Origin of the sequence: Alkaliphilus pronyensis (assembly GCF_009017275.1) — a bacterium.
Taxonomy (GTDB): Bacteria; Bacillota; Clostridia; order Peptostreptococcales; family Natronincolaceae; genus Alkaliphilus_C; species Alkaliphilus_C pronyensis.
Genome location: NZ_WBZC01000022.1, coordinates 38,758 through 54,179, shown reverse-complemented (window position 1 = coordinate 54,179; position 15,422 = coordinate 38,758). Strand labels below are relative to the sequence as shown.

Annotated in this window: 16 protein-coding genes; 15 read left to right on the top strand and 1 reads right to left on the bottom strand. The window is 34.5% G+C overall.

The features are described 5' to 3' along the window. The first annotated feature begins 206 nt into the window (after positions 1-206). From F8154_RS07020 to F8154_RS07000, 5 genes are all read left to right on the top strand, one after another. The gene (locus F8154_RS07020) at positions 207-398 is read left to right on the top strand and encodes a hypothetical protein (RefSeq protein ID WP_151860903.1); all 192 of its coding nucleotides are present in this window, start codon (positions 207-209) and stop codon (positions 396-398) included. A 297-nt stretch (positions 399-695) separates the two neighbouring features. Continuing rightward, positions 696-977, top strand: coding sequence for a helix-turn-helix domain-containing protein (locus F8154_RS07015; protein ID WP_151860902.1), 282 nt, complete (start codon positions 696-698; stop codon positions 975-977). A gap of 152 nt (positions 978-1,129) precedes the next feature. Next, a complete protein-coding gene (locus F8154_RS07010; protein WP_151860901.1) occupies positions 1,130-1,321 on the top strand; it encodes an asparagine synthase in 192 nt (63 codons plus the stop codon). Positions 1,322-1,537: 216 nt separating this feature from the next. Next, complete coding sequence (locus tag F8154_RS07005; protein ID WP_151860900.1) at positions 1,538-1,738, top strand: cold-shock protein; 201 nt, start codon at positions 1,538-1,540, stop codon at positions 1,736-1,738. Between the two features lie 216 nt (positions 1,739-1,954). Then, positions 1,955-3,541: a DEAD/DEAH box helicase gene (locus F8154_RS07000; protein ID WP_151860899.1), complete on the top strand. Its 1,587-nt coding sequence runs from the start codon at positions 1,955-1,957 to the stop codon at positions 3,539-3,541. A gap of 50 nt (positions 3,542-3,591) precedes the next feature. On the opposite strand, the gene F8154_RS06995 is transcribed toward F8154_RS07000, so the two are convergent. Then, the gene (locus F8154_RS06995) at positions 3,592-4,098 is read right to left on the bottom strand and encodes a ferritin (RefSeq protein ID WP_151860898.1); all 507 of its coding nucleotides are present in this window, start codon (positions 4,096-4,098) and stop codon (positions 3,592-3,594) included. A gap of 170 nt (positions 4,099-4,268) precedes the next feature. On the opposite strand from F8154_RS06995, the gene F8154_RS06990 reads away from it, so the two are divergent. From F8154_RS06990 to F8154_RS06945, 10 genes are all read left to right on the top strand, one after another. After that, positions 4,269-5,156, top strand: coding sequence for a Cof-type HAD-IIB family hydrolase (locus tag F8154_RS06990; protein ID WP_151860897.1), 888 nt, complete (start codon positions 4,269-4,271; stop codon positions 5,154-5,156). Next, the gene (locus tag F8154_RS06985) at positions 5,153-5,965 is read left to right on the top strand and encodes a PfkB family carbohydrate kinase (RefSeq protein ID WP_151860896.1); all 813 of its coding nucleotides are present in this window, start codon (positions 5,153-5,155) and stop codon (positions 5,963-5,965) included. The genes F8154_RS06990 and F8154_RS06985 overlap by 4 nt, the downstream gene beginning before the upstream one ends. Positions 5,966-6,041: 76 nt before the next feature. Further along, a complete protein-coding gene (locus F8154_RS06980) occupies positions 6,042-6,944 on the top strand; it encodes a tellurite resistance TerB family protein (protein ID WP_151860895.1) in 903 nt (300 codons plus the stop codon). 26 nt (positions 6,945-6,970) lie between these two features. Continuing rightward, positions 6,971-8,281: a CapA family protein gene (locus F8154_RS06975; RefSeq protein ID WP_151860894.1), complete on the top strand. Its 1,311-nt coding sequence runs from the start codon at positions 6,971-6,973 to the stop codon at positions 8,279-8,281. 209 nt (positions 8,282-8,490) lie between these two features. Beyond that, complete coding sequence (locus F8154_RS06970; protein WP_151860893.1) at positions 8,491-9,879, top strand: TldD/PmbA family protein; 1,389 nt, start codon at positions 8,491-8,493, stop codon at positions 9,877-9,879. Positions 9,880-9,881: 2 nt separating this feature from the next. Further along, complete coding sequence (locus F8154_RS06965; protein WP_151860892.1) at positions 9,882-11,234, top strand: TldD/PmbA family protein; 1,353 nt, start codon at positions 9,882-9,884, stop codon at positions 11,232-11,234. Positions 11,235-11,450: 216 nt separating this feature from the next. Continuing rightward, positions 11,451-12,443, top strand: a complete 993-nt coding sequence (locus F8154_RS06960; protein ID WP_151860891.1) for an acyl-CoA dehydratase activase-related protein — start codon at positions 11,451-11,453, stop codon at positions 12,441-12,443. Positions 12,444-12,445: 2 nt separating this feature from the next. Further along, positions 12,446-13,537 carry a 2-hydroxyacyl-CoA dehydratase gene (locus F8154_RS06955; protein WP_151860890.1) on the top strand — a complete coding sequence of 364 codons (1,092 nt, stop codon included), beginning with the start codon at positions 12,446-12,448 and terminating at the stop codon, positions 13,535-13,537. A gap of 17 nt (positions 13,538-13,554) precedes the next feature. Continuing rightward, complete coding sequence (locus F8154_RS06950; RefSeq protein ID WP_151860889.1) at positions 13,555-14,517, top strand: acyl-CoA dehydratase activase; 963 nt, start codon at positions 13,555-13,557, stop codon at positions 14,515-14,517. 211 nt (positions 14,518-14,728) lie between these two features. Beyond that, positions 14,729-15,421 carry a YeeE/YedE thiosulfate transporter family protein gene (locus F8154_RS06945; protein WP_151860888.1) on the top strand — a complete coding sequence of 231 codons (693 nt, stop codon included), beginning with the start codon at positions 14,729-14,731 and terminating at the stop codon, positions 15,419-15,421. Position 15,422 lies beyond the last annotated feature (1 nt).

Sequence of the window (15,422 nt, the reverse complement as noted above, 5' to 3'; positions counted from 1 at the left end):
CATAAGTTACTTAACACTACCTAGGAAATAGCAAAGCCATATGCTACATAGTATGAATAAAAAAATCATTATGTTACTTAACCAGCTAAAAATAAGGCTGTGGAATAAAGCATTACGGGAAGTTAGAATAACTAAAGATAGTATTAGAATTATTCGAGTGATTTACATAATATATAGTATAAATACTTTTGGGGGTGTCTATTACTATGGAATCAGTTGAGAGAAAAATAATAGGATATGATAATAAAGGAAAACCAGTTTATGAAAGGTTTGGATTAATAACCAGCTGTTGTGTTGAATGTTTGTATTGTAAAAAGCTATTGGCTACTGCAGGGGGGCCTAAAAAAATCATATGTAGCACCTGTGCTGAGAAGGCTGGTGTTATTGTTAGAATGTAGAGCTAATACTTAATATATGAGCTGTAGCCCTTAAAAGCTAAAGAAGCAAGAGAGATAAAGAAAACTTTGTTCAGATGGAGTTTTTACTCCACCTGAACTCTAGTTCCGCTTACTTTCTAGCTTGGCGGCACTTAACTCCCGCTTAAGAAGCGGGAGTATTAGTAACGCCGCTGAGATAAAAAATGAGGTAAAATGTATAAAATGTATCTTTTAGGCAATAATTTTAGCTAAAGATTAAATTTGCGCTTCAAGTTATAAAAACCTTGTTAAAGGAACTATTGAAGGAAAGGGGAAAGTATGGAAACTGCAAGTGAAAGAGCAAGACGAGTTTTAGGAAAAGGAATACGGAAAAAGCGATTTAGAAGACTTAAAAAATGGGAAGTAAAGAATCGCTACATGTTGGGGCTAATGTTTGCAGATGACATAAAGGTAAGCGATATGGCTGAAAGAATTGGAGTATCACCAAGAACAGTGCAGGCATGGTTATATGAGGGAAGAATACCTAAAGATGAAAACATCGAAAAGATATGTAAAGAGCTTAACTGTCCCGAGGATATTTTGTTTAGAGATGTTAAGTAAAGTGTAAGATAGACGATGTTAGAGTGAGCCTCTAGTATTGTCTATTTTTTTACAAGCTAAAATGTTCTTTAGTGGGGATAAAAAAAATTAATATAGAAAAAATAATAATGATCTTTCTCTATTAATCTCATATAATAAAAGGAGGAGTTTCTATGCGTGAAGGAATGATCCCTACCATTCTAGGTACAGGCGTAACAGCAACAGGTGTAGCATTAAAGGGAATGAGCATGAAAAATAGACAAGACAATAATGATTTAATGCCTATGATTGCAGCAGGTATCATCGGTTTTGGATTAGCCCATATAGTACTTGGAACTATCGACTTAGTTGAAGATAATGGATGAAGGGTCAGTTAGAGCAAGGTAGGTAAAACCTTGCTCTAATTCAATAAAACAGCCATAATGTTATGAATAAACCTTTTATAGCATGGAGATAATCATATAATAAAGGTAATAAGTATCTGAAAAGACTCAAATTTGCCAATTATTATTGACAAAGGCTTTTAAAAATGTTAATTTTAATTTAATTAGGCAAATAATTATTGTTTAGGAGGAAGTTAAATGAAGACTGGTACAGTAAAGTGGTTTAATGGGGAAAAGGGTTTTGGCTTTATTTCTGTTGAAGGAGAAGACGATGTATTTGTACATTATTCAGCTATCCAATCTGAAGGGTACAAGACCTTAGAAGAGGGACAACAAGTACAATTTGAAGTAGTTGAAGGACCAAGAGGCTTTCAAGCTGCTAATGTAACTAAGCTATAATCGTAAGTTAATATAGATGTTAATGGCGATTATACATAAAGTCACCTTGTTAAAAAAGTAGGTGACTTTTGTTTTGCTCTTGTCACTAATTAATTTAATAGTTTTAGACTATACTGTAAAAACTATGTATATATCACCGATTTATTTATTTACATAAATACTAAAAAAAGATATAATAGTGCAGTATGAAATAAGAATAGGAGAGATACACAAAACATGAATCAATTTGAGAGTTTAAAAATTAGTAATGAAATATTAAAGGTTATTGAAGAATTAGGCTTTGAAACACCAACCTCTATACAAGAGAAGGCTATTCCCCTAGTTTTTCAAGGACATGACCTAATTGGTCAAGCACAAACGGGAACAGGAAAAACAGCTGCATTTGGTATACCAATGATAGAAAAGGTTTCCTTTGTAGACAAAGCAGTTCAGGTATTGGTATTAACCCCCACAAGAGAATTAGCCATACAAGTTGCAGATGAACTACAGAAATTTTCTAAATATAAAAAGGGTGTTAAGACATTAGCTATATACGGTGGACAGCCAATAGAAAGGCAAATTAAGGCCTTAAGGCAAGGGGTGCAAATTGTTGTAGGAACTCCTGGGAGAATACTAGACCATATTAGGAGGAAAACCCTAAAGCTCAATAACATTTCGGGACTTGTTATGGATGAAGCAGACCAAATGTTGGACATGGGTTTTCAAGAGGAAATAGAAGCAATATTAAATGAAATACCTAATGGAAAGCAAACTCTAATGTTTTCTGCTACAATACCTAAGGAAATAGAAATAATTGCACAAAAGTATATGAATCATCCTAAAAAGGTTAAGGTTGTTCATAAGGAATTAACAGTACCTCAGATTACACAGTTCTACTTTGAAGTGAAAACCCATGAAAAATTAGAGTCTCTAACTAGAATTTTAGATATGGAAAGCGTAGCTTTGGGGATGATATTTTGCAACACCAAAAAAGGTGTAGATGAGCTTGTGGAAAAATTACAGAGTAGAGGCTATTCAGTTGAAGGAATACACGGGGATCTAAAGCAGAGTCAAAGAGATAGGGTAATGAAAAAGTTTAGAGACGGAACTATAGATATGCTTATAGCAACTGATGTGGCAGCAAGGGGAATAGATGTAGATGATGTGGCTTTAGTAATTAACTATGATCTGCCAGAAAACTTCGAGTATTACGTTCATAGAATTGGTAGAACTGGAAGAGCTGGCAGAGTAGGGTTAGCCTATACATTAGTAACACCAAGACAAATACGTACAATGAAAATGTTAGAGAGATATATTAAGACAAAGCTAGTTAGAAGAAAGGTGCCTTCATTTAATGACATAGTAGAAAAGAAAAAGCAAGAAATTGCTGAAAATATTGCATCGATAATAGAGACCGGTGGAATTAGTGAACATATGAACTTTATTGAGAAGCTGGCAGAAACCCACAACTCTATTGAAATTGGAGCAGCATTATTAAAGATGATAATGAAAAAAGAAGAAGGCGAGTTAAAAGAGTCCCATGAAGAAGAAGAGGACAATAATAATGCTGTCGAAAAAGGTATGGTAAGATTATACTTTAATATAGGCAAAAGACATGGTATCAATGCTGGTAATTTACTTGGTGCTATTGCAAATGAAGCAGGTATAGATGGTGGTAGCGTAGGTGCTATTAATATGTATGATAAGTTTTCATTTGTTGAAGTTCCAAGACATATGGAGAGGGACATTATTAAAGCCTTAAAGAAAAAACGTATTAAGGGTAGAAAAATAAGTGTTGAGGTTGCAAAGGTAAGAGGCTGCTAAAAAGAAAAAGCATCAGTTGAATAACTGATGCTTTTGTCTTTTAACATTAATTATTCTGCAGGCGGAGTAAAGGTACGATTTCCTAGCTCCTGATCCAGCATATAAATAGCATAATTGATTTCGCCAATTCGCCTTACCTTGTTTAATAAAGAGGTCATCATAGATATTTCCTCTACCTGTTCATCTACATACCAATTCAAAAAACTAATTACAGCATAGTTTTTTTCTGACACTGCAATATCCATTAATTGATTAATTAATTCCGTGACGAAGGTTTCATGCTTCAAAGCATTATTAAATACCTCCTCTAGGGAAGAAAAAGTATTCTGTGGCTCATCTAAGGCTGAAATGTAAGCCCTTCCGCCAATCTCAGTAATAAAATTAAAAAGCTTCATTCCATGAAATCTTTCCTCCTCTGCCTGAACTATAAAAAAGTTAGCAAAGCCATCAAGCTCCAATTCCTTGCAATATGAGGCCATTGCAAGATAATAATTTGACGAAAAAAACTCATGCTTAACTTGTTCATTTAGCTTATCAACTAAGTTTTTAGATAACATTTCTAAGCCCTCCTATTAAATAATAAAACCCAGTAAAGTAGTAGATCTACGTCAATTGCTAGTATATTCATTATTAAGTCATAGTATTCAGAAAAAACACTTTTTCTGTTTCTTTCCTAATTAAATAAAAAAAGTTATAATAATATATATAAAGAAAACGGAGGAATATAATGGTTATTAAAATGTTGGCTACAGATATGGATGGTACGTTATTAAAAAACAACAAAACATTATCAACCAATAATATAAAAGCACTAAAAAAAGCACAAGAAAAAGGTATTGAGATAGTAATTTGTACAGGTAGGCCCTATGCTACAATTAAACCCTATCTAAAGGAAATTGGCTTTCCATGCTGGGTGGTAAGTAATAATGGGGCAGTCATACGTAATAAGGAAAAGGAAATTATTAATATAATTAATATTGACAATAGGGCTATTCTTGATTTAATACCGATTTTAGAAAAGGAAAATATATACTTCCATGGCTCCGATGGGTGTCACAGCTACATCAAGAGCTATAGGGAAAGAATTAAGGTAATAAAAAACTATATCAAGCTAAAAAGCAGCTCTCATTTTACTACATGGACAAAGTCTTTACATGCAGTTTTTTTAAGTGGAGCCCATAGAAAAGTAGATATGCGTAAATATGTGTTAAGTGGCGGAACCTTTGCAAGCCTTTTTATTTATTCACTTGAACCAAAACAACTGGAGAATACTAAAAGCAAAATTAAAAATGTTGGTGGTATAGCTATAACAAGTTCAGGTAGAGAAAATATCGAAATATTACATGAGTCTGCATCTAAGGGTAACGCCTTAAAAAAACTTTCGCAGCAGCTTAATATCAGCACAAATGAAATCGCAGCAGTGGGTGATAATTATAATGACCTATCAATGATTAGCATAGCTGGTTTAGGTGTTGCAATGGAAAACGCAGAAGAAGAAGTGTTGAAAAGTGCAAAGTGGAGGACTAAATCTAATGAAGATGACGGGGTTTCCTACTTAATTGAAAGAATCCTTTCAGGTGATTTAACTATTGACCAAGGAGTAGAGTCGAAATGAAAATAGTAGCTGTTGGGGATAATATGCTTGACTATTATAAGAACTTAGAAAAAAAGTATTTAGGAGGCAACTCCATAAATTTTATAATGAACCTTAAAGGATATACAGATTATCAGTTAAGCTATGTAGGACCTATTGCAAATGATAAAGCAGGGTGTAGGCTATTAAAGCTTTTAAAGGACAACAATATAGATACTGAATATTCAATTATTTTAGAAGGAGAAACACCCTTATCAACAGTTGAGTTAAACAATGGGGATAGAAGCTTTTTAGGATTAAAACCAGGTGTTTTAGAGGGCTTTACAGTTGATAAGCATCAGAAGGATTTTATTAAAAGGCATAATCATATACATTCCTCCATTTTAGGAGGCACTATAAATCAGCTAAAGGAGTTAAAAGGCGATGGAACTATTTCCTTTGACTTCTCCATATTAAGAAATAAAACCATAATAACAGCTGCAAAAAAGCATATAGATTATGGATTTTTCTCCGGTAGAAGCTTTGGAGAAGAGGAGAGGCTACTAATGATAGAAACCTGTAAAGAAGGGACAAAACACTGCATATTTCTTCAAGGTGAAAAAGGAAGTATAGGGTATGATGGAAAAGATTTTTATTGTCAATCGGCTGAAAAGGGTAAGATTGTTGATACCTTAGGGGCTGGTGATAGCTATATTGCAGGATATATGTCAGAAGTATTAAAGGGTGGAACTATTAAAGATGCTATGGCTACTGGTACAAAATGGGCTATTAATACCTGTAGCCACTATGGAGGCTTTTTGTATAATCAAAAGCCAGTTGAACTGGTATAAAGCCTGCAAAATCAATAAAGAATATAATTATTGATAATTACACTAATTTTTAAGTCATACATAATGGGGTGATAAAATGTATAAAGAGAAGGTAAGGTCACTGGATAATCTACCATCAAAAACAAAGCTAACATACTGTAAATTACTTTCACTGATGGTTACAACAGATGGAGAACTAAATCAGCTAAAGGTAGCAGAGCTATATAGGCTAATGGCAAACATAAAATTAAACTCATGTATGAGGGAGAGGGTAATAGAATACATTTTAAGTCAAGAAAAAGAACCATTAGAGGAAATGTGTACTAAAGCACTAGCTGACTTAAATCAACAGGAGCAAAATATACTACGCTTTTCATTAATGAAGGACTTAATTAATGTTATGAAGGCAGATCATTCAGAGAACCAAGAAGAAAAAGACTATCTTAGTAAAATCCAAAGTATCTATAAAATAACTGATGAGCAATTAAGCTTTTTTACAGAGGAATACCAAAAAGACAAAGCCTTCAATTTAAATGCAGAAAAGGATATAGCATTAATGATAAAAAACACCACAGTAAAAGCACTAGCAATTGGTATACCAATTACAGCCGTGTACTTTTCAGGATGTTATAAGGGTTTAGGGCCAATTGGGATTTTGTCAGGACTATTGGGGCTTAGTAGAATGAAACCCCATAAAAAGAAAAGCTACTCTACAGGCTTAGCTATATCTATTGCTATGGGATTTGCCACCTATTATTCACTAAAATGGTTAGTTAATTTAGACAGTCAAAATCAAATGAAGCTCCGTAACCTATTGATGGAAGAAATGAAAAAAATACATGAAAGAGGAATAGCATACATTAATGAAGATATAAACTCAATAAACGCAAGATTAACACACGATGAGGATACAAATAAAATAATTATGCTTCAAGAAGTACTTCTACATTTAGAAAAAGCAAAAGGAACCCTAGAAAACACAGAGCCACACCTAATATAAGTTATAACCTATAAGGAGCTGCGCTTATGAAAAGAAAAATAGCTATGGTAGGCTTATCCATTACTTTACTATTTACTGCTTGTCATAATAAGCAAGAAGATACCTCTACTGCAAAAGGAAACCAAGAGGAAGCTGATGTGGTAGTAATTGAGGAGAGCAAACCTAAAAAGCCTGAATTTATTGATATAACAATATCGGCAGTGGGGGATATTATAGTCCATAGTCCACAGTTAACAGCCCAGTACTTTGATGATACCTACTGCTTTAAAAATAACTTTGAATTCGTAAAGCCCTATCTGCAATCGGCTGACCTTATGCTTGGAAACCTAGAAATAACCTTTGGAGGTAGTGATTTAGGCTATGCTGGCTATCCAATGTTTAATACTCCTGATGCCCTGGCTAAAGCACTAAAGCAGGCTGGCTTCCACGGTTTAGCCACCTCAAATAATCATACATTAGATACAGGAAAAGCAGGAGTTATAAGAACAATAGATGTTGTTAAGGAGAATAGCTTGATTCCCTTTGGTACAAGAAGAAATACAGAGGAGCAAAGCTTTTCTATTATAGACATAAAGGGAGTTAAAGTGGGATTATCGGCCTTCACCTATGAAACCCCCAGATACGGTGATTTTAAAACAATAAATGCAATTCCAATTCCAAAGGATACTGAGGCATTAATTGATACCTTTAGCTATGAGTACCTAGATGAAGACCTTTTAAAGATGAAAAATAGAGTTGAAGAAATGAGGGCTAATGGTGCAGAGGTAATTTGCTTTTACCTACATTGGGGACATGAATATCATAAAAAACCAAACCCATACCAAAAAAAAATAGCGTATGAGCTTGCAGAATATGGTGTAGATATTATTTTTGGAAGTCACCCCCACGTGCTTCAGCCAATAGAAATAATCGAAGCTGAAGAGAATGGTAAATCTAATTCAACCCTTGTAGTATACTCCTTAGGGAATTTCTTATCAAACCAAAGATATGAATACTTAAACAATAGAAGCACTGAAGACGGTTTAATAATAAATGTTACTTTAAGAAAGAACTTATTAAACAATGACATCCAATTTAATAAAATATCCTTTGTACCTACCTGGGTACATAAATATAGAAAAAATGGAAGAGCAGTATATGAAATAATACCATTACTAGATGTCTTAGAAAACAAAGAAGAATACAACCTAATTAGTAATGATAGTATATGGAGGGCAGAAAACTCTAAAGCAAGCACTGTAGCAATAATTGAGGATGAGCTAAATGGGGTTACAGCTGAAACACCCTTGTACCAAAAGGAAAGATATAATTATTGGCATCAATATAAACTTAACTAATAATTTAGAATATAAAGAAAACTTAGTTCAGATGGAGTTTTAACTCCACCTGAACTCTAGTTGCACTTATTTCGAAGTTTGGCGGCACTTATCTCCCGCTTAAGAAGCGGGAGAGTTAGTAACGCCGCTGAGATAAAAAAAAATATATATGTAAAAAAGGATTTTTTAAGATTATATATAAATAGTATATATAAAGGAGGGGAAGTAAATTGCTAAATGAAAGACTTATAGAAAACATTATTACAGAAGCATTATCTACAGGTGGTGATTTTGCTGAGGTTTTTGTAGAGGATAAAGACACAACCAGCATTAAACTGTTGGGGGGCAAGGTGGAATCAACCATATCTGGAAGAGACTATGGAATAGGAATTAGAATTATAAATGGTTTTAATAGCATATATGCCTACACAAACAAAACTGATGCAGAATCCCTTATGAAAATTGCTTCAGAGGCTGCTAAGGCCATTAAAGAAAACCCCAAAAACATAGCATTAAATTTTATGAATGAAACCTATAACAGTATACATAACATAACGAAATATCCCAAGAATATTGGCTTATCCAATAAAATCTCAGTAATGAGGGAAGCCTCAGATGCAGCTAAAAAATACAGTAAGGAAATTACACAGGTTACTGTAGGCTACCTAGATGAAGATCAGAAGATTTTAGTTGCAAATTCAGAAGGAAAATTTGTTGAGGATAGAAGAGTACGAAGTAGAATACTCATTGAAGCTGTAGCAGCTAATTCTAATGAAATGCAAACCGGCTATTTTGCACCAGGGGCCCATAAAGGCTTTGAGCTATTTGAAGAGATAAATGTAAAGGAATATGCAAGGGAGGCTGCTAGAATTGCAGTTACAATGCTTAATGCTGATTTATGTCCAAGCGGTAAGTTCCCTGTAGTTATTGATAATAAGTTTGGTGGTGTTATATTCCATGAAGCCTGTGGACACGGCTTAGAGGCAACCTTTATTGCCAAGAAAAACTCTGTATTTGCAGATAAAATTGGTGAGAAGGTGGCATCTGATATAGTAACGGCAATAGATGATGGAACAATACCCAATCACTGGGGATCAATTAATATAGACGATGAAGGGGAAAAGACAAGAAAGAATATATTGATTGAAAATGGTATATTAAAGGGCTATATGATAGATAAGTTAAATGGCAGAAGAATGGGTATGGAGTCAACTGGCTCTGGAAGAAGACAATCCTATAAATATGCACCAACCTCAAGAATGACAAACACATATATTGCTGCAGGTAAATCTACACCAGAGGAAATTATTGGTAATACTGAAAATGGAATTTATGCTAAATATATGGGTGGAGGTTCCGTTAATCCTGCTACAGGAGACTTTAATTTTGCAGTAATGGAGGGCTATCTTATTAAGAAGGGTAAAATAGATAGACCTATAAGAGGAGCTACATTAATAGGTAACGGACCAAACATACTACATAAAATAGATATGGTAGGAACCAATCTTGATTATGGTCAAGGAATGTGTGGATCTGTTAGTGGGTTAATACCAGCAAATGTAGGTCAGCCAATGATTCGTGTTAGCGAAATAACCGTTGGTGGAAGGAAGGGGGAGTAGTGGTGGAGATACGTGATTTAAAGGAAAAAATATTTGAAGCAGGTAAAGAAATTGGCTTTGAAGATATGGAGATTAATTATATCAGCAACAAGAAATTCAACTGTAAGGTTTTTGATAATAGCATAGATAGCTATAATATTTCGGTAGAAGGTGGACTTTCCTTCAGGGGTGTTTTTAATAATAAAATGGGATATTCCTATACAGAGAAGGTAGATGAAACCTCTATAGAGCTATTATTAAAAAAAGCGAAAGAAAATGCCCAAGTAATAGAAAATGATGACATAGAAGAAATCTTTCCAGGCTCGCCTGTTTATGAGAAGGTTGATATTTTTTCCCAAGAATTTGCAGAAGTAAGCATTGAAGAAAAAATGCAGCTACTTATAAACCTATCACAGAAAGTGAAAATGCTAGATAAGAGAGTAGATAAGGTATTGTTTAACTTATACGAGGATCATGAATCAACTCGAATGATATTTAATACAAAGGGCTTATCAAAGGTTGAAAAAGGAAATATAGGTATTATCTACTTCTCACTACTGGTTAAGGATAGTAAAGATTCTAAGAGCAGTGATATATTAAAGGTAACAAGAGACTTTAAGGACTTTAACTATGAGGAAATGGCTAAAAGGGTGGTTGATGAAGCAATAAACCTACTAGGGGCTGAAGCAGTAAAAAGCAAGGAGTATCCAATATTATTAAGAAATACAGCTGCTGCCTCACTATTACAGACCTTTATAGGTGCTTTTTCAGCAGAAAATGTGCAACAGGGTCGTTCACTATTAAAGAACAAGCTTGGAGAAGCTATAGCAAGCCATAACATAACAATTATTGATAATCCTCATATGAAGGATAAAATGGCAAGCAGAACCTTTGATAGTGAAGGGGTTGCTACAAAGAAATGCATTGTTGTGGAGGAGGGACTATTAAAAACGTATCTTCATAACTTAAAAACTGCAAAAAAAGATGGGGTGACTCCTACCGGACATGGCTATAGAAACTCCTATAAGGGTACATTATCTATTGCACCAACTAACTTTTTCATAGAAACTGGTGACAATGAATATGATGACTTAGTAGCATCAATTAAAGAGGGATTAATTATTATTGAGCTTGAAGGACTGCACGCAGGTGCCAATGGAATTTCAGGTGATTTTTCCTTAGCAGCTAAGGGCTACTATGTTAAAAATGGTAAAATTGAAAAACCAGTAAATCATATTACTATTGCCGGAAATTTTTATGACCTCTTAAAGGATGTTGAAGCTGTTGGAAATGATCTTGACTTTGCTTTTCCTAGTGAAAGCTATGTAGGATCACCTTCACTATTAATAAGTAAGCTGGCCATATCAGGAGATTAGAATATTAAAAAAAGGGCAATAATATTTGCCCTTTTTTAAATCGTAAATACACCTACAAGCAAAAGGAAAAATAGCATTTCTGTTGAATATTAAATATAAAAAAAATAGCAAATTATTAATTATATTTGATTGGCTATGGTAGTAATATTTTACTATAATAAGGTATAATGTATATTGAACTAACCATGTACTTATTATGCATTGGAGGTAAAAACAGTGAAAATAGGAATCCCTAAAAGCTTATTGTATTACTATTATTATCCATTATGGAAAACATACTTTGAAGAGTTAGGCTTTGAGGTAGTAAGTACTCCAGCAACCTCTAAGAGTATTATTGATTTAGGTATAAAGCATTCTGTACCAGAGCTGTGTGTACCAATAAAGGTATACATAGGTCATTTCTTAAAGCTCCTTGAGGAAAATGTAGACTATATTTATGTACCCAGGTTTATATCAGTATTAAAGGGACAATATTTTTGTCCTAAATTCATGGGACTACCTGATATGATAAGACATTCCTTTGAAGGTATAGAAGAAAAGATGCTAATGCCATCTATAACAGCAAAAAATGACAATATTGCTGAATATAACAACTTTAGACCACTGGAGGAAAAGCTTGCAATTTCACCAAAAGCAAATAAAAAAGCCCTTGAAAAGGCCTGTAAAATATGGGAGAGCTTTAGAAATTATTGTTATTTAGGCTATACGGTGGTTGAGGCCAGTGATCTAGCTTTAGGTAACATAAAAGAAGCAAAAATATTACCGGCAAAAGCTAGTGTTACCATTGGGGTTGTAGGCTATGTTTATAATCTTTATGATTCTTATATAAGTATGGATATAGTAAAAAAGCTACGGGAAATGGATGTAAGTGTTAAAACCTTTGAGATGCTTAATGAAAATAGCTTAAATAAAAAAATAAAAACTATGGCCAAAAACCTATTTTGGACCTTTAGTGACAAGCTTATTGGAGCTGGCTATAGCTTTTATGATGATGAAAATATTGATGGAGTTATACATGTTACAGCCTTCGGCTGTGGACCAGATTCCTTTATTGGAAAGCTACTAGAGCTAGATTCACCTGTATATGAAAAGCCCTTCATGACAATAAGAGTAGATGAGCATTCCGGTGAAAACCATCTACAAACCAGAATAGAAGCCTTTGTAGATATGATAAAGAGAAAAAAACTAAAAGCCAAAAGAGGTGCTTAAAGATGAGGGTGTCCTTTCCCTACATGGGAACTACGGTGGTATATAAAAAGCTACTTGAATTATTGGGGCATGAGGTAATAATGCCACCAAAACCAAGTCAGCATACTATTAATTTAGGAGTTAAATATAGTCCAGAGTTTGCTTGTTTTCCAATGAAGGTTATTACAGGAAGCTATCTACAGGCGGCTGAATTAGGAGCAGAGGTAATTATTACTTCGGGTGGACATGGCCCATGTCGTGCTGGGTTTTATGAACAGGTACATAGAAGAATCCTCAAGGAAGAAGGCTTCGATATAGATTTTATTGTTTTTAATTCAATGTTTAGGGATTCCAAGCAATTTTTTAAAAATATTATGAAGCTAAAGGGAAATAGCTCTTGGCTTAAGGTAGGGCAATCATTATTTATGGTATACGATATGATTAGAAAATTGGACAAATTAGAAAAGCGTGTACAAAAAATTAGAGCCTACGAGATAAAAAAAGGTGAAGCTACTAGAGTATGGGATATAATACAAAATCAATTCGATAGAGCAAATTGTAAAGGGTCTATTCAGAAGGCCTTTTATGACGGAAGCCAGCAACTAGACCAAATAAAAACCTACAATGTAAATGAAAAGGAAAAAATGAGAATTGGAATTGTAGGAGAAATATACGTAGTAATGGAAGCATCAATCAATATGAAGATGGAGGAGCTATTGGGTAATCTAGGGGCAGAGGTAGAGCGTTCCCAATATTTATCACAATGGGTTGCATATAATGCATTGCCTGCCTTCATAAATCAAACCCATGAGGTAGAAATACTTAAAAAGGGAGAACCCTATATACCTATTAACATAGGAGGACATGCAAAGCAAACAGTAGGTCATATAGTAGACTATAGTCAACGGGGATTCGACGGAGTTATTCATTTAATGCCCTTTGGCTGTTTACCAGAGTTGGTTTCCCAAAGTATTATACCCAAAATATCACAAAGCTTAAATATACCTGTACTAACCTTATCAATTGACGAGCAAAGTGGTACAGCAAATAGCTTAACTAGAGTAGAAGCATTTATCGATCTTATTAAGGGGAAGCGAATTAAAAAAATATCGTAATATAGGAGATGAAGTCAGTGAAGGATTTCTATATAGGTATTGATGTTGGCTCTGTTAGCACCAACATAGTATTGATTGATGAAAAATGCGATGTACATTATAGTGCATATATTAGAACAAACGGTCAACCACTTGATTCGGTTAAGAAGGGACTTAAAGATTTACAAAGTACACTGCAACAGCAGGCAAATATAAAGGGAGTAGGGACTACTGGTAGTGGAAGACAGCTTATAGGAACAATGGTGGGGGCAGATGTAATTAAGAATGAAATAACGGCCCATGCAACTGCAACAGTCCATGTAGTTCCAGATGTTAAAACTATTTTTGAAATTGGAGGACAAGACTCCAAGATAATAATTGTTGACAATCAGATGGTTATTGATTTTGCCATGAATACAGTTTGTGCTGCTGGAACAGGATCCTTTTTAGATCATCAAGCAGAGAGACTAGGTATACCAATTGAAGAATTTGGAGCAATGGCTTTAAAGGCAGATAGAGATGTAAGGATAGCTGGAAGATGTACTGTTTTTGCTGAATCTGATATGATTGCAAAGCAGCAGTTTGGTTTTTCAAAGTCGGAGATAATTAAGGGCTTGTGTGAAGCACTGGTTAGAAACTATATTAATAACCTCGGTAGAGGAAAAAAACTAGAGCCCCCCTTTGTGTTTCAAGGTGGAGTAGCAGCTAATCTTGGAATAAAGACAGCCTTCGAAAAAGAAATAGGACATGAGGTTATTATTCCTAAGCATTTTAATATAATGGGGGCAATAGGTACAGCAATACTGGCTAAGGAGTATATTGGGGAATCAAACACCAAAACTAGGTTTAGAGGCTTTGAAACCACAGACTTAAGCTTTCAACCCTCTGCCTTTGAATGTGGAGGCTGCTCCAACAATTGTGAAGTAATAAAGGTGGAAATGGATAGTAAGGTTGTTGCTATGTGGGGAGATAGATGTGGAAAATGGACAAATAGTCTATAAAGAGATTAAAAAAGCTTTAAATCATTACGTTGCCCCTTATTTATTTCTGTTTTGATTGATGATATATGTCCTGGTTGCGGTGCACCCCATCAGTATCTCTATGGATAATAATGGTGGTGGCCGCTACTTGCATTTAAACACAAAAAATTGTTATGATTAAATATAAGTAAAGCATGTTAAAAAAATATACAAGAGATAAAGGGGTGATGGTATGTCGAAGGCTATAGAGGAGTTAAAGCTTAAGCGACAAGGGCAATTTAAAAAAAGAAGTAGCCAGGTGCCCTGTGGGATGATATGTATTGTGTTAGCAGTAGCAATATACGCTTTGAGTCTACAAATCAGTACTAATCATAGTACTTTTTGGATTATAGGGATATTGATTGGAGTAACATTACAAAGGTCCAAATTCTGTTTTTCTGCCAGCTTTAGGGACCCTGTATTAGTTGGGAGTACATCCCTTTTGAAGGCCATCATCTTAGCCCTCATTATTTCTACTATCGGCTTCGTTGCAATTGAATATTCCAATTCTGGTGGAAGTGAAAGTTTAGATTGGATTAAAACTATGGGACAGGTTCATCCAGTAGGCATTCATACAGCCATAGGTGCTATTTTATTTGGTGCTGGGATGGTGATAGCAGGAGGATGTGCCAGTGGGTTTCTGATGAGAATGGGAGAAGGATTCTTACTTCAGATAGTGGTATTTTTTGCATTTATGATGGGGGCAGTTATTGGAACATGGCATTTTGAGTTTTGGGATAAAGTACTGATTTCAAATTCTCCTACCATCTTTATACCAGATTATGTAGCTTTACCATTCGCCACCATTGGTCAGGTTATTATTTTATTATTCTTATATTTTCTAGCTGATTGGTATGATAAAAAAAATAGCATTATGTCTATGTGAT

Coding starts and splice junctions, on each gene's coding strand:
- F8154_RS06945 (WP_151860888.1), top strand. CDS start 14,729: ATGTCGAAGGCTATAGAGGAGTTAAAGCTTAAGCGACAAGGGCAATTT.
- F8154_RS06990 (WP_151860897.1), top strand. CDS start 4,269: ATGGTTATTAAAATGTTGGCTACAGATATGGATGGTACGTTATTAAAA.
- F8154_RS06985 (WP_151860896.1), top strand. CDS start 5,153: ATGAAAATAGTAGCTGTTGGGGATAATATGCTTGACTATTATAAGAAC.
- F8154_RS06975 (WP_151860894.1), top strand. CDS start 6,971: ATGAAAAGAAAAATAGCTATGGTAGGCTTATCCATTACTTTACTATTT.
- F8154_RS06995 (WP_151860898.1), bottom strand. CDS start 4,098: ATGTTATCTAAAAACTTAGTTGATAAGCTAAATGAACAAGTTAAGCAT.
- F8154_RS07010 (WP_151860901.1), top strand. CDS start 1,130: ATGCGTGAAGGAATGATCCCTACCATTCTAGGTACAGGCGTAACAGCA.
- F8154_RS07015 (WP_151860902.1), top strand. CDS start 696: ATGGAAACTGCAAGTGAAAGAGCAAGACGAGTTTTAGGAAAAGGAATA.
- F8154_RS07005 (WP_151860900.1), top strand. CDS start 1,538: ATGAAGACTGGTACAGTAAAGTGGTTTAATGGGGAAAAGGGTTTTGGC.
- F8154_RS07020 (WP_151860903.1), top strand. CDS start 207: ATGGAATCAGTTGAGAGAAAAATAATAGGATATGATAATAAAGGAAAA.
- F8154_RS06955 (WP_151860890.1), top strand. CDS start 12,446: ATGAGGGTGTCCTTTCCCTACATGGGAACTACGGTGGTATATAAAAAG.
- F8154_RS06980 (WP_151860895.1), top strand. CDS start 6,042: ATGTATAAAGAGAAGGTAAGGTCACTGGATAATCTACCATCAAAAACA.
- F8154_RS07000 (WP_151860899.1), top strand. CDS start 1,955: ATGAATCAATTTGAGAGTTTAAAAATTAGTAATGAAATATTAAAGGTT.